The following is a 22,139-nucleotide window of genomic DNA, read 5'->3' as shown; positions in this document are numbered from 1 at the left end:
CATCCCCCGAGAGCTTGAACAAGAGTGGTACCGGCTGTTCAACGAAGCGGTAGAGGCTGCACGGAATTGCCGTTGATGTCGCTCGGCCCGCCGGTTCACACTGGCGGGTCTGCTCGTCTGATTCCAAAGCGCGGGCTAGGCGTCTTGGCAGGGAATACCGAAGTTGTCACAAGCGAGAGCGAATGAGCGAATGACTCTTTTGCTTTTACATCCTCGAAGCAGAAGCGAGTGCCGACCTCCGCCTGATCGATCCACCAATCGACGTTACTGCCTTTCGCAATGCGGGATGCTTCGCCGCGTAACAGGTCCAGTTGTCTTCCCGCAGCACGAACGATCAAGCAATTCCTCTCTTTGGACATAATACCTTCTCCAATGGGCGGCCAGAATGATAGCGCTAACCGCCGTAGACGAAGGCCGCAGCAGGGGACTGCTGCGGCCTTGTTGTCAAAAAAGCCGGGTGAAAAGGTCTAAGTTAAATATTCAGCCAGCCCCGGCGTGATTATCGTATCGCAGCCTCTCTGGCTCGCAATATGATCTATTTCACAATTGCCACTTTTCCCGGTCACCTAATGTTCCAGCCAAAACAATTATGCTGGAGTCGGAAGTTTTCGGTGTCCTGATAGCCCTTGTGTATCTGTTGATACTTTCCGCCCGGTTGTGGCTTGCTACGGTTTCCCAACGGTAGGGGCACATGGATCAGCTAAAGAAAGCACTGAGGCAACTAGAGCCCGCGGAATGTCCGAATTGCCGCATCACTATGAGCTGGGTCCGCTCGGAGCAGGTGCGAGATACCCCGGAACGGATCATCGCGCACCTTTTCGTCTGCCCAAACTGCAAACGGGCTCAGCGCAGCGATACAAAGTTCAAGGCGATACGCGTCCCGCCTGACAAACAGGTGTCCCCGCAGTTTCGCGTCCGAGGGCCAGCAATACGCCGAAGATCAGCGCATCATGAAGCAACTACGTCACCGCCCCACAGAGGCGGCTCCGTTGCCGTTTCTAGCCGCTCCGAGCGAGGTGGCCTGATTTGATCTAGCAGTACTAGACATCATGCTTTCTCTCGCTATGATTGTAACTTGGATTATGTCTACCGTTGGTCTAACGATCCCGGCTGGGCGTCATGTTCGACGATGCTGCTAAGTTCTGGCAAGAGTATGAGGAATGCCGAAAGCAAGCCGGCATAACGAAAAACCCGTGCTCCCAAGCGCAGTGGCTTCTGTTCGCTGACGAGTGGCTAAAGCAGGCTGTGGCCGCTGAGGCTCTGGCGAAACGCGAGGCGGCTGAACCTGTGGCCGCAAAGTAAGGCCCGCCTCAGGGGCGGCATCTTTCACTGGCTCATGCTGAAGATCCCGCAGATATCCGATCTCCCTTTAGATCTCATGCCAAACGAAACGGCTCGCTTCACGTATTTTATCGCTTCGCGCGCCAAGGCGGGTGCTTTGTAAGCTCGCTGTGGGCGGCGGGCGCCGACGCCCGACCCCGTGCTCGGATAGGTGCGGACCTCCATGCACGGGCCGTAAGCGGGGCTGCGAGGCCCATCAGATTGTTTGTGCGAAGACCTGTGAGCGCCGCTAGAAGAGTCATCTTCTGCAAGGGTGCTCACAATGGACGACCATTCGGACGACATAAGACGACCGTTGTCACCGCGCATAGAAGTGTACGCCGGCGGCGGCCGGAAACAGTGGCCAGATGATTTGAAGGCGCAGATTGTCGCGGACAGTCTCGAGCCGGGCGCGATCGTAACAGATGTCGCACGTCGCCATGGCTGCCGGCCCAGCAGGTGCATGACTGGCGGCGCCGGGCGCGTTCAGGTCAACTGGTGCTGCCAGCTGCGGCGGGTGCACTGTCGTTTGTGCCGTTGGTGTCGGAATCGTCGCCATCGGCGGCTGCAGCTCCCTCCGGGTCGCCGGAAGCAGCCGTTGTGACGGTTGAGCTCCATGGGGCACGAGTTGAGGTGCGAGGGACGCCTGGCCTTGCTGTGTTGAGTGATGTGTTTGTTGCGTTGCGCCGGACACGTTCATGCTGACGGCTCCCGCTGGCCTCATGATTTACGTTGCGACCCGACCTGTAGACTTCAGGAAGGGCGCGGATGGCCTGGCGCTGTTGGCGAAGGAGACGCTGGGCCACGATCCGATGGAGGGCGTGGCGGTGGTCTTCCGTGCGAAGCGCGCTGATCGGGTGAAGATCGTTGTCTGGGATGGTAGTGGCCTCGTGATGTATTGGAAACGGCTTGAGGGCAGCGCCTTCAAGTGGCCGCCGGTCGTTGACGGCGTCATGCGAATGAACGCCGCGCAGTTGTCCGCGCTTTTGGCCGGCATGGATTGGACACGCATGCATGCGCCTCGAATCCCGCATCCGAAAGCGCTTGCGTAGGACACAAATCGTCGCTGCATCGGGGCGCGAAGCATGGCAGAATCGGGCCAATGAGTGATTTGCCTGATGAGCTGCCGAGCGATCCAGCCGAGTTGCGTGCCTTTGCCGCGGCTCTGCTGGATCGCTGCGCCAGGCTCGAGCGGTTGCTCAAGCTTGCAAAAGACGCGCAGTTCGGTCGATCCTCGGAAAAGCTTGACGCTGATCAGCTCCAGCTTGTTCTGGAGGATATCGATCAGGCTGTCGCGGCTCTCAAGGCAGCCGAGGACCGCGCCAATCCCAAAACGCGCGAGAAGAGAGCTGCCGAGCGCAGGGCCAATCGTGGCAGGCTGCCGGAGCATTTCGCTAGCTGCGCTGTGGTCAGCGAGTGTCATTCCAAGGCCGTGAAGCTGACCCAAAAGGTACGCTGCGAATTTCAAGGTGTTTCCGTATTCTGCTCCGACTTCGCGGACAACCGTGGGAATATCACCGTGCAGCCGATACCGTTTTATGGATTCGTTCGCGCGCCCGCGCGCATTGCTAGCTGCACCCATAAAGATTTGCGCTAGATTGTCTGCCGTTCCGTTCGTAGAGAATTGCGCGCTAAAGTAACAGGCTGCGTATTCTTCCCAACATGAAACAGAAGTGCCGCCGAGCACATTCCGTCGAAGGTTTGAATATCGAGCCTGCATCAAGACGTTCGGGAACGCTTCGTCGCGAGCTTTCAAATCGTGAACGTGGCCGCACTCATGCGCGATGAGATAGAGAAGCTCACGATTGAATTCGACGCCCTCAATTCCTCGTAGAATGGTGGCATCGTAGACCATATGAGCTTTGACCACTCCATCCCGTAATACGGCCGGTGTCATTGCAACGCCCTGACCGTAAGTTTCCGCTGTTGCCGTAAGTGGCGTAGTTCCTTCGATCCCCCTATCAACGCTCGCTAATGCGCCTGCGTAATCATACGCAACACTCACTGCGTCCAGCCGTTCTAGGTTCAAATATTGCCCGAGCACCTGCAAATAAAGATGCAGAGTATCGGCAAATTTGCGTGCTGCTTCCGGGCTTTCGAAGCCGCCAAGAGTCATAGGGAGAGGAGCGGGAAGACTAGACGGAATCTCGGAAGCGTTGTCCGTTGTTTCACTTACCATTAGTCAGTCGCCATTCCTTTGGACCAACCATTTGCGCGTGCCATTGTCGTCTACTTGTAGTTCAATGTTTCCGTAGTAGCGCGTTGAGAAAACTGAATTTGCGTGAGTGCGATACTTGGGGCTTGCATCTGTCGGCGGCTTCTTGCCCACGGAAACGATCACCACAGAGGGTTTGATCGCCTTCAGGGCGTCAAGGTGGAAGCCGCTATCCCGGCCATGATGGGCCGCCTTCAATACGGCCGCGCCGAGCGCGGTCCCGTAATATTTCAACATGCCATCCCAAGCGGTCTGCTCCGCATCACCGGGGAGCAAGATCGATGTGCCGCGGTGTGTTACCCGAATAGCATAGCTAAGGTCGTTCGATTTCTCTGTGCTGTTGCACCAATTAACTAAGTCGGAAGTTGGTGACAGCAGTTGAATCGCGTCGCCTGTGCCGTTCCCTGCCTCGTCGCAGCCAAAGGCGTAATGGCGGTCACCGCGATGATAGTTCTTTGCGGTCAGTCCCAGCTTGCCGCTGCGAAGAGCTTGGTAGTATTCCCAATCTTCTTTGTCGGCATCGCTTTGGAAGCTGGGTGTGGGTTTCGTATGAGCAATGTCCCAAAAGTTCGTGAAACCGATCTCTTCGTGCAGACGCTTTATTCCCCGCATGTGATCTAGGTCGGGGTGGGTTAAAATGAACCGGAAAAGCGACCTCTTTGGATAGTTCTGCTTGATATAGGCAATGGGATCAGTCAGATCGCTGACAGCATCGGCGCGTGCCTCCACTAAAAGCGCCGTGCTGCCAAGTGCGTTGCTCTGTGAAGCTGCTCGTGCTTGAGCATATTCCTCGACCGTCTCTTTGTCCGGGTCCTGCGAATTGTTGATATCGATCAGGGTGAGGTTGCCGGACGGATGCTCTATTAGAGTCGCATCGCCGTGACCTACATTGAGAAAATGGACCTTCAGCATGATTACCTATCACCGGACGACAAGCTTCAACCGCTTGCCTTTTTTGTTCGCGATCTGGGAGCCGTGCCCGTCTTTGGGAGATGAGGGGACTCGGTACTAAGCAAAAGTTGCCGGGCATAGGTCCGGGATGCCTCTCGCACCGCCTCTTCCGATGAAAAAAGTGCAAGATAGGAGGCGTGCAGGAAGGCAATGACAAAAACCGGCGCCAGTCCCGTAAGGTCGTGCGGAATCAATTTATACCGATAGGCAGTTATGCAGCCGAAAACGATGGCGACATTCAAAGCAAGAGCGGGCCACTTCAGCGCATATAGATTGCGTCGGTAGCCGTATGTCACGTTTTCATTGAATAGGATTTCGAAGTGCTTTTTGTCGCGGGTGTTTTCGCGTAGCCATGTCGCTGCGCGCGTATAGAAGCTGTCCGCGGCCGCAGGATCAGCAGCCTCTTGGGCTGCGGTGGGAGCCTGTTCGTTAACTCTCGTAGCTAGCGCCGCGTGCATCCGCATCCTGGTCGGCTCATCGAAAGTAGGATCGCGATGGCGCAGTATTGTTGTGCTGGGGAGACCTCCCATGCGCTCATTGATCCCTGGCTCGATGTGTTTGCCTCGGCGCCTTGCGACATCAGCAAACACCATCAACAGAACCGTGAGTGCGGTTCCGGCAATTGCATGTGTCACGCCTAGTGACTTCCACGAGATAAGCACCCATGCCAAAGTGAGGGCCGGTGCTGCGGCGATGATAGCCGGGACGAGTCGAGCGAAAAAGGTGTACTTATCGAACTTGGGCAAGGGTTAGTCGTCCTCAACGTCAGATGAAAAGGCGATTGTGCTGGCATCGACCGTGCCAGCTCTACGGTCGTAGTCACTACGGAAGTTGATCCACGAATCATGTGTTGAGTGCACGATGTATCCGCGACGGGTGAACGCATTCGCTACCTTCTTGCGCGGGTAGATATCTTCGTTTTTGCCTACAGATGCGATTGCGTTGCCGCGACCTTGAGCTGGGAACGCGCCGAGCCACCGGTTGAGGACTGCCGGGGTGACGTTGCGTCGGCTGCCATGATGAGGAATCTGAACGAGAGTTGGCTGAAGACTGGGAAAATTGTTCTCAGCGTAGTCGGCTGCTTCGTTAAGCCCGTCTGGACCAACATCGGCGGTCAGCAGGATGCTCTTAGTACCGAATGTCCCCATCTGAACTACCGAAGTCTCGTTCGAAGCGGAGGTGCTTGGAGGGTTGTTGTCCAGCGTTTCGAGGTCGAGACGCTCCTTTATTTTTTCGACCACGTTGCGCAAAGCGCTTCCGAAGACCGATCCGAGTCCGGCCGTGTCACTCCGGTAAGCTGTGGGGGTCTTGTCGAGATCAGGAATGAGACGAACGTAGCGTTCACGACTAGGAGCCAAGACTTTGAAAGCACCTATCTGAGCACCTTGCAGAGGTGCACGGATTTGGATGCCTCGCTCGGCCGCAATTGTTTCCATCTCCACCAGATAGGGATGCATTTCCCGCATTCGCTTGACGAGGCCCTCACGAGTGTAGGCGCCGTGAAACTTATCGAGCACTTCGTCCACGTAGTCCCAGGGGCGGTTCATCCAGAGCGTGTGGATGGTAAAGCCCTCATGTTGGAGCACCTTTATCAGGCCGCACGCGTGATCATTGTCTGCGTGGGACAAGACGACATTGGCGATGTTGGCGGGCTTCGCGTAGTACCGCTCGACGTGGGAAATGATCTGCTCGCCAGTGTCGGTAAAGCCGCCATCCACATGTTGATGTAAAATGCGCTGTCTTGGTATCGCCCCATCGGACGACAATAGCGTCGCCATTGCTATCACCAGCCCGGAGGAAATCGATTTCGTACGGCAATGCACGCTCCTATGCACGGCCGTCGTCTCGGACGGTCGTGAGCTGAGGCGATCTGGGCAAAAATCGGAAAGTTGTGTAGGCCCCTAGGTGCAGCTATGTGGTGCGTCTGCCTTTTGAAGCAATAGTAAGAAAGGAGGAATCGCGCAGTTTTCCACTGACACTTGATTTATATATACGTCATCAGACCTGACGCATGCTGCACTAAGCCGCTTCTTTGGTGGCTGCATCGCTGCGTCGTGTGCGCGAAATATAGTCCGCAATGGCATCCACTGCTTGCCGCTTCTCAGCCTGCATCTCGTAACGGTCATAGGTCTTTCCGCTGCCGACAATGGCATGATGCGTGAGCGCCTCCGTCGTGTCGCGCGGGATTCCCATCGTCCGCGCCCAGGTCGTGGCTGACCGGCGCGCGTCATGGGGAGACCATTCGGCCATTTTCAACTTCAGCCGGAGACGGCGCACAGCTTGCGACAGGGCATGTCGGTCAATCGGCTTGTCGCCCTTGCCCCGAGTGGACGGGAAGACGTACGGGCTATCGTGTAACCAGCAGGCTCCATAGTTCGAATGCGCCCTTCTTCTCCACGCCACAACGGCGCACGCCATGCGGCGTAGACCCTCCCGGGAAGGGATTCGGAGCTCCTCACCGGGGGCACTCGAGAAAGGGCCCGCCGTGATGAAGTATGCCGGCGTCGCTATCACTGCTCCGTTCCCGGGTGCCCTCTTAACTAATAGGAGCGAGCCCCACGCCGGTCGGCAGCGCGGCCGGACCCAGGCTGATCGAGCAGAAAGACGGCTCATCACAAGGGTCAAACGCTGCCAATCGCCGTGGTTGCAATGGTAAAAGTTCCTTCGCCGACTTACTGGGGGCAGGATGGTTAAGGCATTTCGGAATTTGATCATGGCACTTACTTTGTGGGAGTTGCCGGCTGCAACATGTTTTGGAATTTCATGAACGACTATATGGCCTATGGCCTTGCGCTGGCGGCTTCAGTTGCAGCCGGCTTTTGCGTTGAGCGCATCTTCATCGAGCGGTCCCGTCGGGAGATGATCCGCCTCCATGGCGCGGACTGGCATTCGGCGGAGAACCGACAGCTCGACTCATGAGCATCACCTGTCGCGCGCTCATCGTTTTCATCATCCGATTGCTATCATCCGACTGCTCGCATTCGACCCGAGGGGCCTAGCCCGATGATCAAACCAGTCCATCCATTCCGGTTCGCACGCATCGAGCGCCTGCGAGAACTGCTTGAACCAGACTCCGACACGGCAGTTGATCTGAATGCGGGTGTGAGCACCACGGAGCTGGTGAGACCCGATCCGCCAATGCTCGATGCAGGCTTGATAATCGGTCGTGATCCAGGAAGGGGCGAACTGGGCCCTTCGTTGCGAGCCATGCGAGCACTACGGCACGGCAACCGGTCAATACGCCCGAGTAGAACCACGATCTGGAAGAGCGATGACCATAAGCCGGCCCCGAGGTAGGGGATGCCGAAAGCGAACTCGCGGCTCCGTTGGTCCTTATCGCTTACAATATTGCCACAGGGCTCTCGTCGTAGTCGTCACCAGCGCCAGCCGTCCGAACTAAGTCGGGCGCGAGGCTTACGGCAACAGCTGGCGGAGAAGCAGTGCATGAGCTGGCAACCTGATGATTGAAGGCGGCCCTATGTGGTGTCCCTCACCGGACGGCAGGTCGTCACTGGAAACCAGCACTATCTGCTCTGGCGACGTGGTCTCGAGAACCACTTCGAGCGACATTGCCGAGCCGACGCGGCGGCAACTCATGGCGTTAGTGGACAACCCAGCCAATGAGCGGCAAGAGCGGAGCCTCAAAGGACTCGGCGGGACCACTATACCTTCCTCCGTGGTACCTCGGCGAAGGTTGCCTCGAGCACAACGTGCTCGCGCCTATCGAGCGCCAACGAAACCCGTGCCCAAAGGTCGCGCGACGACGCGTCTCGTGGTGAAAGATCGACGAGCTTTCTTGTTTGTCGTCGGGCCGGGAGCGGCGGGCGAAGGTAGAGGGATGATCTTTTTTGCAGCGTGCCCGGGTTGTGCCCCAGACTTTTCGGGGCACAATGTAGAGGAAGCAAGTCGGTAAGTCACTAAAAAATGCTGGAGAAATGGTGGGCGCACAAGGGATCGAACCTTGGACCTCTCCCGTGTGAAGGGAACGCTCTCCCGCTGAGCTATGCACCCGAATCCATCATGCAGGCGGCCCGAGTTTCGGCCGCCGGCGCTTTGGAGCCCGCGATTTAGAAGTGCGGGCCCAAGGTGTCAAGTTTCGAGGCGCTGCCGGGCCGGAAAACCTTCCCCGAACCCGCAATTCGGCGGTGAGACGGTCTTGGGGCCGCTTACGCGCCCTGCTGGCGGGCGCGGGAGGCGTGGGCCTGGAGCGCGCGGATGCGTTCGGCCAGTGTTCCGCCGCCTTCGGGCAGGGTGCCGGCGGCCGCGCCGTTGGTCGCGGCGTCATTGGCCGGGCGCGGCGCCGGCCTCGGCGGCTGGCCGGCCTCGGCCGCAAGCAGGGCCTCGATCGGCGAGTTCGGCCCTTCGAGCTGCATCGCGAGCTTGGCCACTTCGGCTGCGATGTCGTTGATGCGTTCGCGCAGCAGCGCGTTCTCCATCCGCTCGGTCGCCCAGGAGCTTTCGGCCTGCTGCTGGATCGCGTTGATGTCGCGCTGGAGCTTGGCGCGCTCGTCGCGGGCGGTGCGCAGCTGCTCTTCCAGGGCGGTCTTTTCCGCGCGGATCGATTCCATTGCGGCCGACGATTTGCCGCCGCTCAAGGCCGCGATCTCGACGCGCAGCTCCTTGATGGTGCGCTCGGAACTCTCATTGGCCTGGCGGAGCTGGTTGTTCTCATAGTCGCGCTCGGCGAGCAGCTTGCCCTGCGTGGCAAGGCGTCCCTCGAGATCGCTGACGCGGCCCGACAGCATCTCGGCCTCTTTCACCTGCAACATGAGCTGGCGATCGAGGTCGGTGACGCGCTGGCTCAGATTCTCGACCCGGCCGCGGGCGTCGCCGAGCTCGCGGGAGGCGGTCTCGGATTCGGTGCGCTCCTGCGCCAGCCGCGCCTGCGTCGCGGCAAATTCCTTTTCGGCGTCACCGACGCGGTTCTTCAGCTCCTCGATCTGCGCACGGACCACAACCAGCTCGACCTGGCGGCTCTCCGCCATCATCGAGCGGTCTGACAGTTCGGAATTGATCTTTGCGAGCTCGCCCTGCTTGTCGGTCAGCGCGAGTTCGGCGGCACGCAGGGCCGCGGTCTTGGTGTTGAATTCCTCTTCGGTGGCGCGGAGCTGCTCCTTCACCGCCTTCTCGCGCGCTTCGAGCGCGAAGATCGTGGCGTTCTTCTCGCCGAGCTCGATCTTCATGCGGTTGATGGCGTCGCTCTTCTTGCCGAGCTCGGCGAGCTGGCTCGTGGTCTTGTTCTTGAGCTGGTCGACGCTCATCTCCAGCCGTCGCGCCGACATGGCGAATTCGGCGCGGAGCTGGTCCTTGTCGGCCTGGATCTCGGCCATCGACAACGGCGTGGCGGCCTCGAGCCGGCGCGTGGTCAGGCGCACGGCGCGGTTATGCACCAGCGGCACGATCGCGAGCCCGCACAGCATCGAGAGCAGGAAACCGATCGCCAGGTACATGATCGGTTCGACCATGGGCCAGAACTCCCAAAGCTAAGGAAAAATTTACCAAGGACATTGCATGCGGGGCCGGCAAAAAGCCAGCCCCGACATGTCGTTAACCTTGATCCGTCGCCGCAGGGGAAAGCGGGACCCTAGAACGGGTTCCAGGTCGCGCGCGGGGTGAATTTCAAATAGCCGATATTGGCTCCCAGCCGCAGGCCGAGGCCCGAGCGGATCGGCACCAGCACGATGTTGTTGGCGGTGAGTGCCGTCATGCCGAAGCCGCCGATGATGTAGGCCGAGCCGTCGAGGCCGGCGAAGCGCTGGTAGATCGCGTTGGTGGCGGGCAGATTATAGACCAGCGTCATGGTACGCGCGCCGTCGCCACCCCAGTCGAAGCCGAGCGAGGGACCCTGCCAGTAGACGCGCAGGTCACCGGCGTTCTTGGTGTAGAGCGTGCCTTCGCCGTAGCGCAGGCCGGCGACGAAAGCGCCGGATCCTTCCTCACCGAGGATATAGCCGTTGGGCAGGCCCCATTGGCTGACCGCCTTCTCGATGATCGAGGCGAGACCGCGCGAGACGTTGCCGAAGAAGCGGTGGCCGGCGTTCACGAGTTCGTCCGGCCCATAGGTGCTGGGCGTCTGGGTCCGCTGCGGCGGCGGCAAATCGGGCGGCGGCGGCTGCTGGGCGGAAGCCGGACTGATCCACCCGACCATCGCGGCAAGCGCGACTGCGGCAAGGCGTGATGCGAAAGTCATAAAAGAACCCCTGGTACCGAATCCGGTCGCTTCCTTAACCTGACGCCAACAGGCGCGGCTCTAGGTTGCGCCGGATGTCCCCTCGACTCGGATGTTATCCGCAGCAACTATGACGGCAGAACGGCAGGAAGCCAGCCCTTTGCGCCCCGGAATTGCCTTGATCGGCCTTCTGGTCTGCATGCTGTCGGGCATTTGGATCCTCTGCGTGGGGGGGCCGGCGCAGGCGGCCACCACCGAGCGGATCGTCGTCAACCGCTTCAGCGGCGTGGCGATCGAGGGCTTCGACCCCGTGGCCTATTTCGTCGCTGGCACGGCCGTGCAGGGGACGGCCGAGTTCGAGGCGAACCTGTGGGGCGCAGTCTGGCGCTTTCGGAACGAGGGCAACCGCGCCTCTTTCCTGGCGCATCCCGAGGTCTACGGGCCGCAGTTCGGCGGCTACGATCCGGTCGATATCGCCCGCGGGGTCACCATCGCCGGCAACCCCCGTTTCTTCGCGATCGCGGCGCAGCGGCTCTATCTGTTCAGCCGGGAAGCCAATCGCGACGGCTTCGCCGCCAATCCCGAGCGCTTCCTCTATGAGGTGGGCAAGCGCTGGCCGGCCCTCCAGGACAAGCTCAGCCAGTAGGCCCCTTTACGATTTCAGACTCTTGCCGCCTGCGGGTCACCCCAGGCGATGAACTCCGGGATAATGAAGCCGCCATCGTGCCGCTCGCCGAAGCGGAGCGCGCCGCCCTTGCCGTCGGTCACGCTGCCGCCGGCCGCGGTCACGACCGCGTAGCCCGCCCCGACGTCCCATTCACAAGTGGGCCCGAAGCGCGGATAGATGTCGGCACTGCCTTCCGCGATCCGGCCGAATTTCACGGCCGAGCCGACCGTCTTCCTGACGGCGTTGGGGCGGTGATCGATGAAGTCCTCGGTTCGGGGATCTCCATGCGAACGGCTCACCGCGGCGATCCAGGGCTCGCCCAGGGGCGGCAACTTGCGGGTATGGATCGGCTCGGCAGCGCCGATCGTCGCGCCATCGAACCTGACGCGCTCGGCGCCGCGGCCGACGATGCCGCGCCAGAGCAGCCCGAGCGCGGGCGCGCTGACGATGCCCAGCAGCGGCACGCCCGATGTCACCAGGGCAAGGTTGACGGTGAACTCGTCGCGCCCGGCGACGAACTCCTTGGTGCCGTCGAGCGGATCGATCAGGAAGAAGCTGTCGCGGAACGGCGGCGAGGCGAGCTGGGTCCGCTCTTCCGAGAGCGTCGGGATGTCGCCCGCAAGCTGCGCCAGCCCGTCCGCGATGATGCGGTCGGCGGCAAGGTCGGCCTCGGTCACCGGCGAGCCGTCCTGCTTGCCGTCGACCCGCATCGCCGCGCGGTTGACCGCGAGGATGGCTTCGCCCGCCTCCACCACCAGCGCGGTGAGCGGCTCCATCAGGTGGAAGGCGGCCGCGCCGTCGATGATCCGCTTCACCTGCATGCCTCATTCATCGGCAATTCCATCCCTCCTCAGTGATTCGCCGCGGCATTAGGGCCGCTTCGAACCGATCGCAAGCTAGCTGCCACGTGCCAGCGAATGTTAGAACCTGAGGCATTCGTCAAGCATGCTTGATTCGCCGCGTCCGCGCCGTGCAATTCCAGGAACCCTTTATGTCTGACGCTTCGTCACCCGCTACCGCCACCGCTCCAGATGCGCTCGAACTCGCTGCGCTGCTGTGCTCGCGGGTCTGCCACGATCTCATCAGCCCTGTCGGCGCCATCGTCAATGGGCTCGAAGTGCTCGACGACGATCCCAAGCCCGACGACCGCGAGTTCGCACTCGACCTGATTCGCAAGAGCGCGAAAACCGCCTCCGCCCGCCTCCAGTTCTGCCGTCTTGCCTTTGGTGCGGCCGGCTCGTCCGGCGCGCAGATCGATCTCGGCGATGCCCAGACCATGGCGCGCGGCCACATCGAGGACGGCAAGTGCTCGATCACCTGGAATCTGCCGCGGATCCTGCTGCCGAAGAATCGCGTCAAGCTGTTGCTCAACATGCTGGTCGTTTCGCAGCACACGATCCCGCGCGGCGGCACGCTGACGATCGACCCGATCGGCGAGGGCGAGACCATGAGCTTCCGCATCACCGCGACCGGACATAATGCGCGCCTGCCGCAGAACATCTCCGAGCTCCTGAGCGGCGAGCGCGGCCCGGCCGCGGATGCGCACGCGATCCAGCCTTATTATACGCGGCTGTTGGCAGAGGCCTGCGGGCTCACCGTGAGGCTCGCGCATGAAGGCGAGGCCATCACCATCATCGCTTCGTAGACACGCAGCCGCTCTCAAACGTTAATCGAATCTTTACAAGGCGCTTCGGCTTGTCCGGAGCGCCTTATCTCTTTGTTGATTCCGTTCTTTTCCACATACTCAACCAATATTAAACGCTTTGCGGTGAAGCTGGCCCCATTCCGAATTGGCGCATCACGTCTTGTGTGCGCGCCCTCCCTGTATGAAGGCCTGTTTTCATGGATGATCTGTTGCGGGAGTTTTTGACGGAAACCAGCGAGAGCCTGGACACCGTGGACAATCAGCTGGTGAAGTTCGAGCAGGAGCCGAACAACGCCAAGATCCTGGATAACATCTTCCGCCTGGTCCACACCATCAAGGGGACGTGCGGCTTCCTCGGATTGCCGCGCCTGGAAGCGCTGGCGCATGCCGGCGAGACGCTGATGGGCAAATTCCGTGACGGCATGCCGGTGACGGGGCAGGCGGTGACGGTGATCCTGTCGTCGATCGACCGCATCAAGGAAATTCTGGCCGGGCTGGAGGCGACCGAAGCCGAGCCCGAGGGTACCGACCGCGATCTCATCGACAAGCTGGAAGCGATGGTTGAGCAGGGCATGGCGGCCATGGCGGCAGGCGCCGCTGCTGCTCCCGTAGCCGAAGCGCCGCCGCTGGTGCCGGAAGCACCTGTCGCAGTTGAAGCCGCGCCGACCTCCGGCGTGCTGGCCGACCCGAGCCTGGAGCGTCCGCTGCGTCCGGGCGAAGTCTCGCTCGACGAGCTCGAGCGCGCCTTCCGCGAGACCGCGATCGAAGTGCCGGTCCCGGTTGCCAAGGCCGAAGTCAAGGCCGAGCCCGCGCCGGCCGCTGAAGCCCCGGCGCCTGTCGCCAAAGAGGCAAAGGCACCCAAGGAAAAAGCCGCGCCGAAGAAGTCGATCGCCGACGAGGGCGCCGGCGAGGGAGCCAGCATCGCCAACCAGTCGATCCGCGTCAACGTGGATACGCTGGAGCATCTGATGACCATGGTCTCCGAGCTGGTGCTGACCCGCAACCAGCTGTTGGAGATCTCCCGCCGCAACGAGGACACCGAGTTCAAGGTGCCGTTGCAGCGGCTGTCCAACGTCACCGCCGAGCTGCAGGAAGGCGTCATGAAGACGCGCATGCAGCCGATCGGCAATGCCTGGCAGAAGCTGCCCCGCATCGTTCGCGACCTCTCGAGCGAACTCGGCAAGCAGATCGAGCTGGAGATGCACGGCGCCGACACCGAGCTCGACCGCCAGGTGCTCGACCTGATCAAGGACCCGCTCACCCACATGGTGCGCAACTCCGCCGATCATGGCCTGGAGACCCCCGCCGAGCGTCTCGCCGGCGGCAAGGGCGAGCAGGGCACCATCCGCCTGTCCGCCTATCACGAAGGCGGCCACATCATCATCTGCATCGCCGACAACGGCCGTGGCCTGAACACCGACAGGATCAAGGCCAAGGCGATCTCTTCAGGGTTGGTCACCGAGGCCGAGCTCGAGAAGATGAGCGAAGCCCAGATCCACAAGTTCATCTTCGCGCCGGGCTTCTCGACCGCTGCCGCCATCACCTCGGTGTCGGGGCGTGGCGTCGGCATGGACGTGGTGCGCACCAATATCGACCAGATCGGCGGCACCATCGACATCAAGTCGGTCGCCGGTGAAGGCTCCTCCGTTACCATCAAGATCCCGCTGACGCTCGCCATCGTCTCCGCGCTGATCGTGGAAGCCGCCGGCGACCGCTTTGCGATCCCGCAGCTCTCCGTGGTCGAGCTGGTGCGGGCCCGCGCCAACTCGGAGCACCGCATCGAGCGCATCAAGGACACCGCGGTTCTCCGGCTGCGCAACAAGCTGCTGCCGCTGATCCACCTCAAGAAGCTGCTCAAGATCGACGACGGCGCCGTCTCCGATCCCGAGAACGGCTTCATCGTGGTGACGCAGGTCGGCAGCCAGACCTTCGGCATCGTCGTCGACGGCGTGTTCCACACCGAAGAAATCGTGGTCAAGCCGATGTCGACGAAACTGCGTCACATCGACATGTTCTCGGGCAATACCATCCTGGGCGACGGCGCGGTCATCATGATCATCGACCCCAACGGCATTGCCAAGGCGCTCGGCGCCGCCGGCTCCTCGGCCCATGACATGAACAACGAGAACGGGACGCACAGCATCGGATCGGGCGAGCAGACCACCTCGCTGCTGGTGTTCCGCGCCGGCTCATCCCAACCCAAGGCGGTCCCGCTCGGGCTCGTCACGCGCCTGGAAGAGCTGCCGGCCGACAAGATCGAGTTCTCGAACGGCCGCTACATGGTGCAGTACCGCGAGCAGCTGATGCCGCTCGTCGCCATGGAGAGCGTCACCATCGCGAGCCAGGGCGCCCAGCCGATCCTGGTGTTCTCCGACGACGGCCGCTCCATGGGCCTCGTCGTCGACGAGATCATCGACATTGTCGAGGAACGGCTCAACATCGAGGTCGGCGGATCCTCCTCCGGCATTCTCGGCTCGGCCGTGATCAAGGGCCAGGCCACCGAAGTGATCGACGTCGGCCATTTCCTGCCGATGGCGTTCTCCGACTGGTTCACCCGCAAGGAGATGAAGCCGTCGCTGCACTCGCAATCGGTGCTGCTGGTCGACGACTCGGCGTTCTTCCGCAACATGCTGGCCCCGGTGCTCAAGGCGGCCGGCTACCGCGTCCGCACCGCGCCGACCGCGCAGGAGGGCCTCGCCGCGTTGCGCGCGCAGACCTTCGACGTGGTCCTGACCGACATCGAGATGCCCGACATGAACGGGTTCGAGTTTGCCGAGACCATCCGCTCCGACAGCAATCTGGGTGCGATGCCGATCATCGGGCTCTCCGCGCTGGTGTCGCCGGCGGCGATCGAGCGCGGCCGTCAGGCCGGCTTCCACGACTATGTCGCCAAGTTCGACCGTCCCGGTCTGATCGCGGCGCTGAAGGAACAGACCGCGGGCGCCGCCGGTGCCTCCGAGCTGAGCCGCGCAGCAGCGTAACCAGCGGGATCAGGAGATACGCAACATGACCAAGAAGACCCAGTCCGGCGAAGGCGCCATGGTCGAATACGTCACCGCGATGATCGGCGGCCAGCTGTTCGGCCTGCCGATCTCCCGCGTCCAGGACGTGTTCATGCCCGAGCGCGTCACCCGCGTGCCGCTGTCCTCGCGCGAGATCGCGGGCGTGCTGAACCTGCGCGGCCGCATCGTCACCGTGGTCGACATGCGCGCCCGGCTCGGCCTGCCCAAGCCCGAGGACGGCAAGATCCCGATGGCGGTCGGCGTCGACCTGCGCGGTGAATCCTATGGCCTCCTGATCGACCAGATCGGCGAAGTGCTGCGGCTCGCCGAGGACGGCATGGAAGAAAACCCCGTCAATCTCGACCCCCGCATGGCCAAGCTTGCCGGCGGCGTCCACCGTCTCGACGGCCAGCTCATGGTCGTCCTCGACGTCGATCGCGTCCTCGAGCTCGCGCCCGAGATGATGGCGGCCTGATACGCCGGCACATCCGCCGACGTACCTGCAATTGGAAGTGCCCCCGCAAAAGGGGTGGAAGCAGAGGTTCACATGCGAACTTGTCTCGTCGTTGATGATTCCAGCGTCATCCGCAAGGTTGCGCGCCGGATCCTGGAAGGCCTCGACTTCCAGATCCTCGAAGCCGAGGACGGTGAGAAAGCGTTGGAGGCCTGCAAGCGCGGCTTGCCCGATGCGGTCCTGCTCGACTGGAACATGCCGGTGATGGACGGCTACGAGTTCCTCGGCCATCTCCGGCGCATGCCCGGTGGCGACCAGCCCAAGGTCGTGTTCTGCACCACCGAGAACGACGTCGCGCATATCGCGCGCGCGCTGCACGCGGGCGCCAACGAGTACATCATGAAGCCTTTCGACAAGGACATCGTGACGGCGAAATTCCAGGAAGTCGGCCTTATCTGAGCGACTGCCCCGGAGGCTGAACGGCTCCTTCGGCGTTTGTTTTCAACTGACCGTTTCAGTCTGAGTTGGTGAGTAAATGAGTGTTGCGTTCGCAGGTAATTCGACCCCGGGCTCGTCGCGGGAAGCCGGACCGTTGCGGGTGATGATCGTCGATGACTCCGTCGTCATTCGCGGTCTGATCTCGCGCTGGGTCGGTGCCGAGCATGACATGGAGGTCGCGGCCTCGCTGCGCACCGGGCTCGAGGCGGTCAACCAGATCGAACGCATCAACCCCGACGTTGCCGTGCTCGATATCGAAATGCCCGAGCTCGACGGTATCTCGGCGCTGCCGCAACTCCTGGCGAAGAAGCGCGATCTCGTCATCATCATGGCCTCGACGCTGACCCGCCGTAACGCGGAGATCAGCTTCAAGGCGCTGTCGCTCGGCGCGGCCGACTATATCCCGAAGCCGGAATCGACGCGTGAGGCGTCGGCTGCGGACATCTTCCATCACGACCTGATCCAGAAAATCCGCCACCTCGGCGCACGGCTGCGCCGCAAGCCCGCGGTTGCGAGCCCGCCGCTCGCGCCCGCAAGCCCGGCTCCGGCTGCACGTGGACCGCTTGTCGCGCGGCCTGCCGCGCCGGCTCCGGCCCTGCATGCGCCGTCACCGTCCTCGCCGCTGTCCACGCGTCCGTTCTCGACCCAGGCACCGAAGGTGCTGCTGATCGGCTCATCGACCGGCGGTCCTCAGGCGCTGATGGCACTCGTCGCCGAGCTCGGCCCCGTGATCGACCGCGTCCCGGTGCTGATCACCCAGCACATGCCGCCGACCTTCACCACCATTCTCGCCGAGCATCTGGCACGCACGAGCCGCAAGCCGGCAGCCGAAGCCGTCGATGGCGAGCCGGTGAAGCCGGGCCGCATCTATCTTGCGCCGGGCGGCAAGCACATGCGCGTCGTGCGTAGCGGCGTCGACGCGGCGATCGCGCTCGACGACGGCCCCGCCGTCAATTTCTGCAAGCCCGCGGTCGATCCGCTGTTCACCTCCGCCATCGATATCTGGCACGGGGCCATCCTCTCCGTGATCCTGACGGGCATGGGCTCGGACGGCATGCGCGGCGGCAAGGACATCGTCGCCGCCGGCGGCAGCGTGATCGCGCAGGACGAAGCTTCCAGCGTGGTCTGGGGCATGCCGGGCGCGGCGGCCAATGCCGGCATCTGCGCGGCGATCCTGCCGCTCAACCAGATCGGCAGCCGGGTCAACCGCCTGTTCGCGGGAGACCGCTCGTGACGCCGGTTGACTACGAGTATCTGCGCAAATTCCTGAAAGAGCGCTCCGGTCTCGATCTCTCCCCGGACAAGCAGTATCTGGTCGAGAGTCGGCTCCTGCCGCTGGCTCGCAAGGCGAGCCTTACCGGTATTCCGGATCTTGTGCTGAAGATCAGGAACGGCGACGGGCGGCTCGCAAGCGACGTGGTCGAAGCGATGACCACCAACGAGACCTTCTTCTACCGCGACAAGATCCCGTTCGATCATCTGCGCGAAACGATCCTGCCGGGGCTGCTTCGGGCGCGTGCGGCGCGCAAGTCGCTGCGCATCTGGTCGGCGGCGTCGTCGACGGGACAAGAGCCCTATTCCATCGCGATGTGCGTGAAGGAGATGGGCGCAGCCTTCGCCGGCTGGCGCATCGAGATCGTCGCCACCGATCTGTCGCAGGAGGTACTGGAGAAATCCAAGGCCGGCGTCTACAGCCAGTTCGAGGTGCAGCGCGGCCTGCCGATCCAGCACCTGATGAAATACTTCACGCAAGCGGGCGAGGTCTGGCAGCTCAATGCCGACATCCGCGCGATGGTGCAGTTCCGCCAGCTCAATCTGTTGCAGGACTTCTCCCATCTCGGCACGTTCGACGTGATCTTCTGCCGCAATGTGCTGATCTATTTCGACCAGGACACCAAGGCCGTGATCTTCGAGCGCATGGCGAAAGTTTTGGAAGCCGACGGTACGCTGCTGCTCGGCGCCGCCGAATCCGTCGTCGGCATCACCGACGCGTTCCGCCCGATCGCCGAGCGTCGTGGTCTCTATCAGCTCAACCCGACGCGCTCCGGCCGCCCGATGGGCGGATTGATGCCGCCGTCGTTGAAGGTGGCAGCTGCGCGGTGAGTTCTCTTACCTCGCCCCGCTTGCGGGGAGAGGTCGGATTGCATCGGAGATGCAATCCGGGTGAGGGGGATTCTCCGCGAGTCCATTTGTCATTATTTTTGCGGAAGCAGCCCCTCACCCCAACCCTCTCCCCGTAAGAACGGGGAGAGGGAGATCACTTCACAGAATCGCATGTGGCAGAAACCGCGAGCCGTTGCCGGTGATCGGGCTCTCGTCCTCGCGGATCGACAGGCCGCAGGGTTCGTGATCCACCAGCCAGCTTCCCACCACCGGATAGAAGTCTGAGAAGTTCGGTAGCGGCGCGAGCGCCTGCCGCACGAATCCTTCGGCGCCGTAGGGGCCTGCCTGCTCGTCGAGCGGCATTCCGCCTGCTACCAGCGTGATATTGGCGCCTTCGCGCGACAGCAGCGGCTTGCGCACATAGGAGCTGCCGAGCCCGGCTGCCCGCGGATCGTCCTCGAAGAACGCCGGCAGCAGATTGGGATGGTTCGGAAACATCTCCCAGAGCAGCGGCAGGATGCCCTTGTTGGAGAGCACCGCCTTCCACGGCGGTTCGATCCAGCGTGTCGGTGCGTCCTTGAGCTTTGCGCCGAAGCTGTCGTGAAACATCCATTCCCAGGGATAGAGCTTGAAGGCGAGCGCGATGTCGCGGTCGTCGAGATCGACGAAGCCGCCGGAATCATTGCGCCAGCCGATCGCCTCGATGTCGAGCAGCGTGGTTGCAAGTCCGGCCTGGCGCGCGGTGTCTTCGAGATAGGCAAGCGTGCCGGCATCCTCCTCATTGCCTGTGGTGCCGGTGAGATGGACGTGGCGCCCCGCGGCAATCTGCTTCCAGGCTTCGATCAGTCGTTCGTGGATGGAGTTGAACTGGTCGGCCCGCGACGGAATGATGCGCCGTTCGATCGCCTGTTCGAGCCAGGTCCATTGAAACACCGCGGCTTCGAAAATCGAGGTCGGCGTGTCCGCGTTGTATTCGAGCAGCTTTGCCGGTCCCTTGCCGTCGAATTTCAGATCGAGTCGGCCATAGAGGCTGCGGTCGTCTCGTGCCCAGCTCTCGGCAATCAGGCTCCAGAACGCGTCGGGTATTTTCAAGCGCTGCAGATGGCGCTCGTCGCCGATGACCCGGCCGGCGAGCTCCAGGCACATCGCGTCGATCTCGCCGGTCGGCGTCTCGATGCCGCGCTCGATCTCGTCGAGCGTGAAGGCGTAGTAGGCGCGCTCGTCCCAATAGCGCTCGCCGTCGATGGTGTGGAAGGCGAAGCCGCATTGCTCGGCGATCTGCCGCCAGTCGTCGCGCTCGGGGCAGACGATGCGTCGCATGGGTCAGCCGCCGCCGGAGAAGCCATGGCCAAACGAGCCGAAGCCGCCGCGGCTCACGCCGCCGGAGCCTGAATCGGACGACGTTCCGGACGAGGAATGGCTCGAGGAGTCGCTGCTGAAGAAACTCGATCGCGACGAGCTGCCGCCGCCGCTGGAGGAACTGCGGCTACTGCTGCACGAGGTGCTCGCTTGCACCGCTGGGTCCGTGCCGACAGGAGTGGGCTCGCAATTCTGCCGCGGCATCAGCGTGTAGGCGGTGGTGCCGACCGCGATCGTGCCCATCACCAGCAGCGCGACACGGCCGGAGCGCTTCACCGGCTGTTGCGCAGGCGGCGGTCCTGCCGCCGGCCGGCGCTTGCCGAACTGCTGTTTGGAGGGTTTGTCGGCCATATCAGTGGATCATGTCAGTAGATCATGCAGGCGGCGTTGAGCAGGCCCGCGGCAAGCGAGGACAGCCCGAGCCAGATCGCAGGCGCAAGCTCGCCGGCCGCGATCCGCGCCGGCAGATTCGGCACCGGCACCCTCACCAGAAAGAGCACGATGATCTGCACGATCAGCGCGATGACCGCCCAGATCAGGCAATCCAGCACATTGGCCGAATGCGCGATGGCGCTGACCAGCGGCGCCACGAAGCCGAGCAGGCTGAGGCCGAGTGCAATCGCCGCGGCCGGCTCGTTGTCGCGGATCAGCTGGAATTCGTTGTACGGCGTGATGCGGGTGTAGACGAACAGATACGTCACGATCGCGATCAGCCCGGTGCAGAAATAGACCAGGAAGGCGGGCAGGCCGGCGAGTGATTGCAGGATCATAGGAAGGTCCGATGGATTAAGGCGCGACACTGCACGATCACTTGGTCGAGGCGTCGACGCCATCGGTTCGATTCCAAATGCCAAGCTATGGTGCTGCCTCGTCTGACCGGTCCGTGCGGATCACCCGCCACACAGTTGCAGCCACACTTGGTTGGATTCAATACTTGAAAGTTCCAGCGACGGTGTGCTTTGCTCGATAAGCATCGATATAGTTCTTGCACGCGGTCTTGAATTCGGCGGGCAAGGGAACGCTTCTGTTTGTTTGATTGGTCTGGGAGCGCAGCCGCTTGTCGATGTTGTCAAGGATGGTTCGCGTTGTCTTGTAATCGGGATTCTCCCCGACCTTCGCGCTCAGCAATGCGCGTGTCTGTTCGATTGCATCATAGTTTTCAAAGTAAGCCCAGGGCGCCACGACCGAGACAATTCCGAGCAGGTTCGCTCGACCATTCTTGCCGTAGTCTGTGCTATCGAGCTCTGGATCGTTGAGGTGGGCGATGGGGACGCAGACGGTGGTGTTATCAATGATGTTGCCAAGGATAAGAACGGAATTGAGCCTCGCATCGTAGATGTCGCTGCGCGCTGCGTAAGTCAGAACCGAGACGACAGCAATATTATCGTTGTCTCGAAACAGCGAGATGAACTCATTCAACTTCGTGGTATCGTTTGGGGTTCCGGACGCTGCATCGAGGGCGCCTTGCCTCGCCATGATGGCTCGCAGCGCAGCCGTCGCACTCAAGAGCTTGCTGCCCCCATCCGGAGGCATCTTTGGGGATGTGATGCCCGGTTCGAGCCCACCAATGACCGTGACAAGGCAGGGGACCGCAATCTTGATGTCTTGCAGCAGAGCGTCGGGTACGATGGGGACGCCCTTCGAAGGTATGCCGCTGGTCGTCGCTTGATACTGGGCGCACACGCCGGCTTCTTGCGCGCTCGCCCGATCGTATGGATAGGCACTCATCGCAATGAGCGTGAACAATGCAAAGCGA

At 61.9% G+C, this 22,139-nt stretch carries 21 protein-coding genes, 1 tRNA gene and 1 pseudogene; 11 read left to right on the top strand and 12 right to left on the bottom strand.

Annotated elements, in window-relative coordinates; translation table 11 throughout:
• The first annotated feature begins 1,603 nt into the window (after positions 1-1,603).
• From ACVIN2_RS13395 to ACVIN2_RS13385, 3 genes and pseudogenes are all read left to right on the top strand, one after another.
• A complete protein-coding gene (locus ACVIN2_RS13395) occupies positions 1,604-1,924 on the top strand; it encodes a transposase (protein ID WP_456765972.1) in 321 nt (106 codons plus the stop codon).
• Between the two features lie 94 nt (positions 1,925-2,018).
• Positions 2,019-2,372, top strand: a complete 354-nt coding sequence (tnpB, locus tag ACVIN2_RS13390) for an IS66 family insertion sequence element accessory protein TnpB (protein WP_456765971.1) — start codon at positions 2,019-2,021, stop codon at positions 2,370-2,372.
• A 50-nt stretch (positions 2,373-2,422) separates the two neighbouring features.
• Positions 2,423-2,710, top strand: a pseudogene (locus ACVIN2_RS13385) (transposase domain-containing protein); the annotation flags it as partial.
• Positions 2,711-3,502: 792 nt separating this feature from the next.
• Here ACVIN2_RS13385 and ACVIN2_RS13380 read toward each other — a convergent pair.
• The 4 genes from ACVIN2_RS13380 to ACVIN2_RS13365 form a co-directional block, all read right to left on the bottom strand.
• A complete protein-coding gene (locus ACVIN2_RS13380; protein ID WP_085394462.1) occupies positions 3,503-4,447 on the bottom strand; it encodes a ComEC/Rec2 family competence protein in 945 nt (314 codons plus the stop codon).
• A gap of 26 nt (positions 4,448-4,473) precedes the next feature.
• Positions 4,474-5,232 (bottom strand): hypothetical protein, encoded by a 759-nt coding sequence (locus ACVIN2_RS13375; protein WP_456765970.1) that lies wholly within the window; start codon positions 5,230-5,232, stop codon positions 4,474-4,476.
• A 3-nt stretch (positions 5,233-5,235) separates the two neighbouring features.
• Entirely contained in the window at positions 5,236-6,264 is a 1,029-nt protein-coding gene (locus ACVIN2_RS13370) for a hypothetical protein (RefSeq protein ID WP_456765969.1), read from the bottom strand.
• A 241-nt stretch (positions 6,265-6,505) separates the two neighbouring features.
• Positions 6,506-6,736 carry a hypothetical protein gene (locus ACVIN2_RS13365; RefSeq protein WP_456765968.1) on the bottom strand — a complete coding sequence of 77 codons (231 nt, stop codon included), beginning with the start codon at positions 6,734-6,736 and terminating at the stop codon, positions 6,506-6,508.
• 513 nt (positions 6,737-7,249) lie between these two features.
• Here ACVIN2_RS13365 and ACVIN2_RS13360 point away from each other — a divergent pair.
• Complete coding sequence (locus tag ACVIN2_RS13360) at positions 7,250-7,405, top strand: hypothetical protein (RefSeq protein WP_456765967.1); 156 nt, start codon at positions 7,250-7,252, stop codon at positions 7,403-7,405.
• Positions 7,406-8,422: 1,017 nt separating this feature from the next.
• Here the strand turns inward: ACVIN2_RS13360 and ACVIN2_RS13355 are convergent.
• From ACVIN2_RS13355 to ACVIN2_RS13345, 3 genes are all read right to left on the bottom strand, one after another.
• Positions 8,423-8,497 (bottom strand) — tRNA-Val (locus tag ACVIN2_RS13355).
• A 155-nt stretch (positions 8,498-8,652) separates the two neighbouring features.
• Complete coding sequence (locus tag ACVIN2_RS13350) at positions 8,653-9,951, bottom strand: hypothetical protein (protein ID WP_456765966.1); 1,299 nt, start codon at positions 9,949-9,951, stop codon at positions 8,653-8,655.
• Between the two features lie 119 nt (positions 9,952-10,070).
• Positions 10,071-10,676 carry a DUF1134 domain-containing protein gene (locus tag ACVIN2_RS13345; RefSeq protein ID WP_018458350.1) on the bottom strand — a complete coding sequence of 202 codons (606 nt, stop codon included), beginning with the start codon at positions 10,674-10,676 and terminating at the stop codon, positions 10,071-10,073.
• 139 nt (positions 10,677-10,815) lie between these two features.
• Here ACVIN2_RS13345 and ACVIN2_RS13340 point away from each other — a divergent pair, with 139 nt between their 5' ends.
• Positions 10,816-11,301 (top strand): YHS domain-containing (seleno)protein, encoded by a 486-nt coding sequence (locus ACVIN2_RS13340; RefSeq protein ID WP_456765965.1) that lies wholly within the window; start codon positions 10,816-10,818, stop codon positions 11,299-11,301.
• 14 nt (positions 11,302-11,315) lie between these two features.
• On the opposite strand, the gene ACVIN2_RS13335 is transcribed toward ACVIN2_RS13340, so the two are convergent.
• Positions 11,316-12,143, bottom strand: a complete 828-nt coding sequence (locus tag ACVIN2_RS13335) for a 3'(2'),5'-bisphosphate nucleotidase CysQ family protein (protein ID WP_456765964.1) — start codon at positions 12,141-12,143, stop codon at positions 11,316-11,318.
• Between the two features lie 170 nt (positions 12,144-12,313).
• Here ACVIN2_RS13335 and chpT point away from each other — a divergent pair, with 170 nt between their 5' ends.
• The 6 genes from chpT (at position 12,314) to ACVIN2_RS13305 (ending at position 19,024) form a co-directional block, all read left to right on the top strand.
• The gene (gene chpT / locus ACVIN2_RS13330) at positions 12,314-12,967 is read left to right on the top strand and encodes a histidine phosphotransferase ChpT (protein WP_018458347.1); all 654 of its coding nucleotides are present in this window, start codon (positions 12,314-12,316) and stop codon (positions 12,965-12,967) included.
• Positions 12,968-13,164: 197 nt separating this feature from the next.
• Positions 13,165-15,948, top strand: a complete 2,784-nt coding sequence (locus ACVIN2_RS13325; protein ID WP_456765963.1) for a hybrid sensor histidine kinase/response regulator — start codon at positions 13,165-13,167, stop codon at positions 15,946-15,948.
• A 25-nt stretch (positions 15,949-15,973) separates the two neighbouring features.
• A complete protein-coding gene (locus ACVIN2_RS13320) occupies positions 15,974-16,444 on the top strand; it encodes a chemotaxis protein CheW (RefSeq protein WP_007606277.1) in 471 nt (156 codons plus the stop codon).
• Positions 16,445-16,516: 72 nt separating this feature from the next.
• A complete protein-coding gene (locus ACVIN2_RS13315; RefSeq protein ID WP_007600538.1) occupies positions 16,517-16,882 on the top strand; it encodes a response regulator in 366 nt (121 codons plus the stop codon).
• A 76-nt stretch (positions 16,883-16,958) separates the two neighbouring features.
• A complete protein-coding gene (locus ACVIN2_RS13310; RefSeq protein WP_456765962.1) occupies positions 16,959-18,155 on the top strand; it encodes a protein-glutamate methylesterase/protein-glutamine glutaminase in 1,197 nt (398 codons plus the stop codon).
• Entirely contained in the window at positions 18,152-19,024 is an 873-nt protein-coding gene (locus tag ACVIN2_RS13305; protein WP_456765961.1) for a CheR family methyltransferase, read from the top strand. Before ACVIN2_RS13310 ends, ACVIN2_RS13305 begins: the two co-directional genes overlap by 4 nt.
• A gap of 159 nt (positions 19,025-19,183) precedes the next feature.
• Here ACVIN2_RS13305 and ACVIN2_RS13300 read toward each other — a convergent pair whose 3' ends face one another.
• The 4 genes from ACVIN2_RS13300 to ACVIN2_RS13285 all read right to left on the bottom strand — a co-directional run bounded on the left by ACVIN2_RS13300 (position 19,184) and on the right by ACVIN2_RS13285 (position 22,111).
• A complete protein-coding gene (locus ACVIN2_RS13300; RefSeq protein WP_456765960.1) occupies positions 19,184-20,344 on the bottom strand; it encodes a glutathionylspermidine synthase family protein in 1,161 nt (386 codons plus the stop codon).
• 3 nt (positions 20,345-20,347) lie between these two features.
• Positions 20,348-20,734: a hypothetical protein gene (locus ACVIN2_RS13295; RefSeq protein ID WP_456765959.1), complete on the bottom strand. Its 387-nt coding sequence runs from the start codon at positions 20,732-20,734 to the stop codon at positions 20,348-20,350.
• A gap of 14 nt (positions 20,735-20,748) precedes the next feature.
• Positions 20,749-21,153 (bottom strand): DUF350 domain-containing protein, encoded by a 405-nt coding sequence (locus tag ACVIN2_RS13290; RefSeq protein ID WP_027568203.1) that lies wholly within the window; start codon positions 21,151-21,153, stop codon positions 20,749-20,751.
• Positions 21,154-21,310: 157 nt separating this feature from the next.
• Positions 21,311-22,111 carry a hypothetical protein gene (locus ACVIN2_RS13285; protein WP_456765958.1) on the bottom strand — a complete coding sequence of 267 codons (801 nt, stop codon included), beginning with the start codon at positions 22,109-22,111 and terminating at the stop codon, positions 21,311-21,313.
• Between the last annotated feature and the right edge of the window lie 28 nt (positions 22,112-22,139).

The organism is Bradyrhizobium sp. USDA 3650, from assembly GCF_054057395.1.
Note: the sequence above shows the minus strand (reverse complement) of the source record. Positions and strands in the feature narration are given on the sequence as shown.

Bases quoted from the DNA above. Each gene is read 5' to 3' on its own strand.
- tnpB (WP_456765971.1), top strand. From the start codon at position 2,019: ATGCTGACGGCTCCCGCTGGCCTCATGATTTACGTTGCGACCCGACCT.
- ACVIN2_RS13395 (WP_456765972.1), top strand. From the start codon at position 1,604: ATGGACGACCATTCGGACGACATAAGACGACCGTTGTCACCGCGCATA.
- ACVIN2_RS13285 (WP_456765958.1), bottom strand. From the start codon at position 22,111: ATGAGTGCCTATCCATACGATCGGGCGAGCGCGCAAGAAGCCGGCGTG.
- ACVIN2_RS13360 (WP_456765967.1), top strand. From the start codon at position 7,250: ATGAACGACTATATGGCCTATGGCCTTGCGCTGGCGGCTTCAGTTGCA.
- ACVIN2_RS13320 (WP_007606277.1), top strand. From the start codon at position 15,974: ATGACCAAGAAGACCCAGTCCGGCGAAGGCGCCATGGTCGAATACGTC.
- ACVIN2_RS13315 (WP_007600538.1), top strand. From the start codon at position 16,517: ATGCGAACTTGTCTCGTCGTTGATGATTCCAGCGTCATCCGCAAGGTT.
- chpT (WP_018458347.1), top strand. From the start codon at position 12,314: ATGTCTGACGCTTCGTCACCCGCTACCGCCACCGCTCCAGATGCGCTC.
- ACVIN2_RS13295 (WP_456765959.1), bottom strand. From the start codon at position 20,734: ATGGCCGACAAACCCTCCAAACAGCAGTTCGGCAAGCGCCGGCCGGCG.
- ACVIN2_RS13325 (WP_456765963.1), top strand. From the start codon at position 13,165: ATGGATGATCTGTTGCGGGAGTTTTTGACGGAAACCAGCGAGAGCCTG.
- ACVIN2_RS13335 (WP_456765964.1), bottom strand. From the start codon at position 12,143: ATGCAGGTGAAGCGGATCATCGACGGCGCGGCCGCCTTCCACCTGATG.
- ACVIN2_RS13380 (WP_085394462.1), bottom strand. From the start codon at position 4,447: ATGCTGAAGGTCCATTTTCTCAATGTAGGTCACGGCGATGCGACTCTA.
- ACVIN2_RS13345 (WP_018458350.1), bottom strand. From the start codon at position 10,676: ATGACTTTCGCATCACGCCTTGCCGCAGTCGCGCTTGCCGCGATGGTC.
- ACVIN2_RS13370 (WP_456765969.1), bottom strand. From the start codon at position 6,264: ATGGCGACGCTATTGTCGTCCGATGGGGCGATACCAAGACAGCGCATT.
- ACVIN2_RS13300 (WP_456765960.1), bottom strand. From the start codon at position 20,344: ATGCGACGCATCGTCTGCCCCGAGCGCGACGACTGGCGGCAGATCGCC.
- ACVIN2_RS13350 (WP_456765966.1), bottom strand. From the start codon at position 9,951: ATGGTCGAACCGATCATGTACCTGGCGATCGGTTTCCTGCTCTCGATG.
- ACVIN2_RS13310 (WP_456765962.1), top strand. From the start codon at position 16,959: ATGAGTGTTGCGTTCGCAGGTAATTCGACCCCGGGCTCGTCGCGGGAA.
- ACVIN2_RS13290 (WP_027568203.1), bottom strand. From the start codon at position 21,153: ATGATCCTGCAATCACTCGCCGGCCTGCCCGCCTTCCTGGTCTATTTC.
- ACVIN2_RS13365 (WP_456765968.1), bottom strand. From the start codon at position 6,736: ATGGCCGAATGGTCTCCCCATGACGCGCGCCGGTCAGCCACGACCTGG.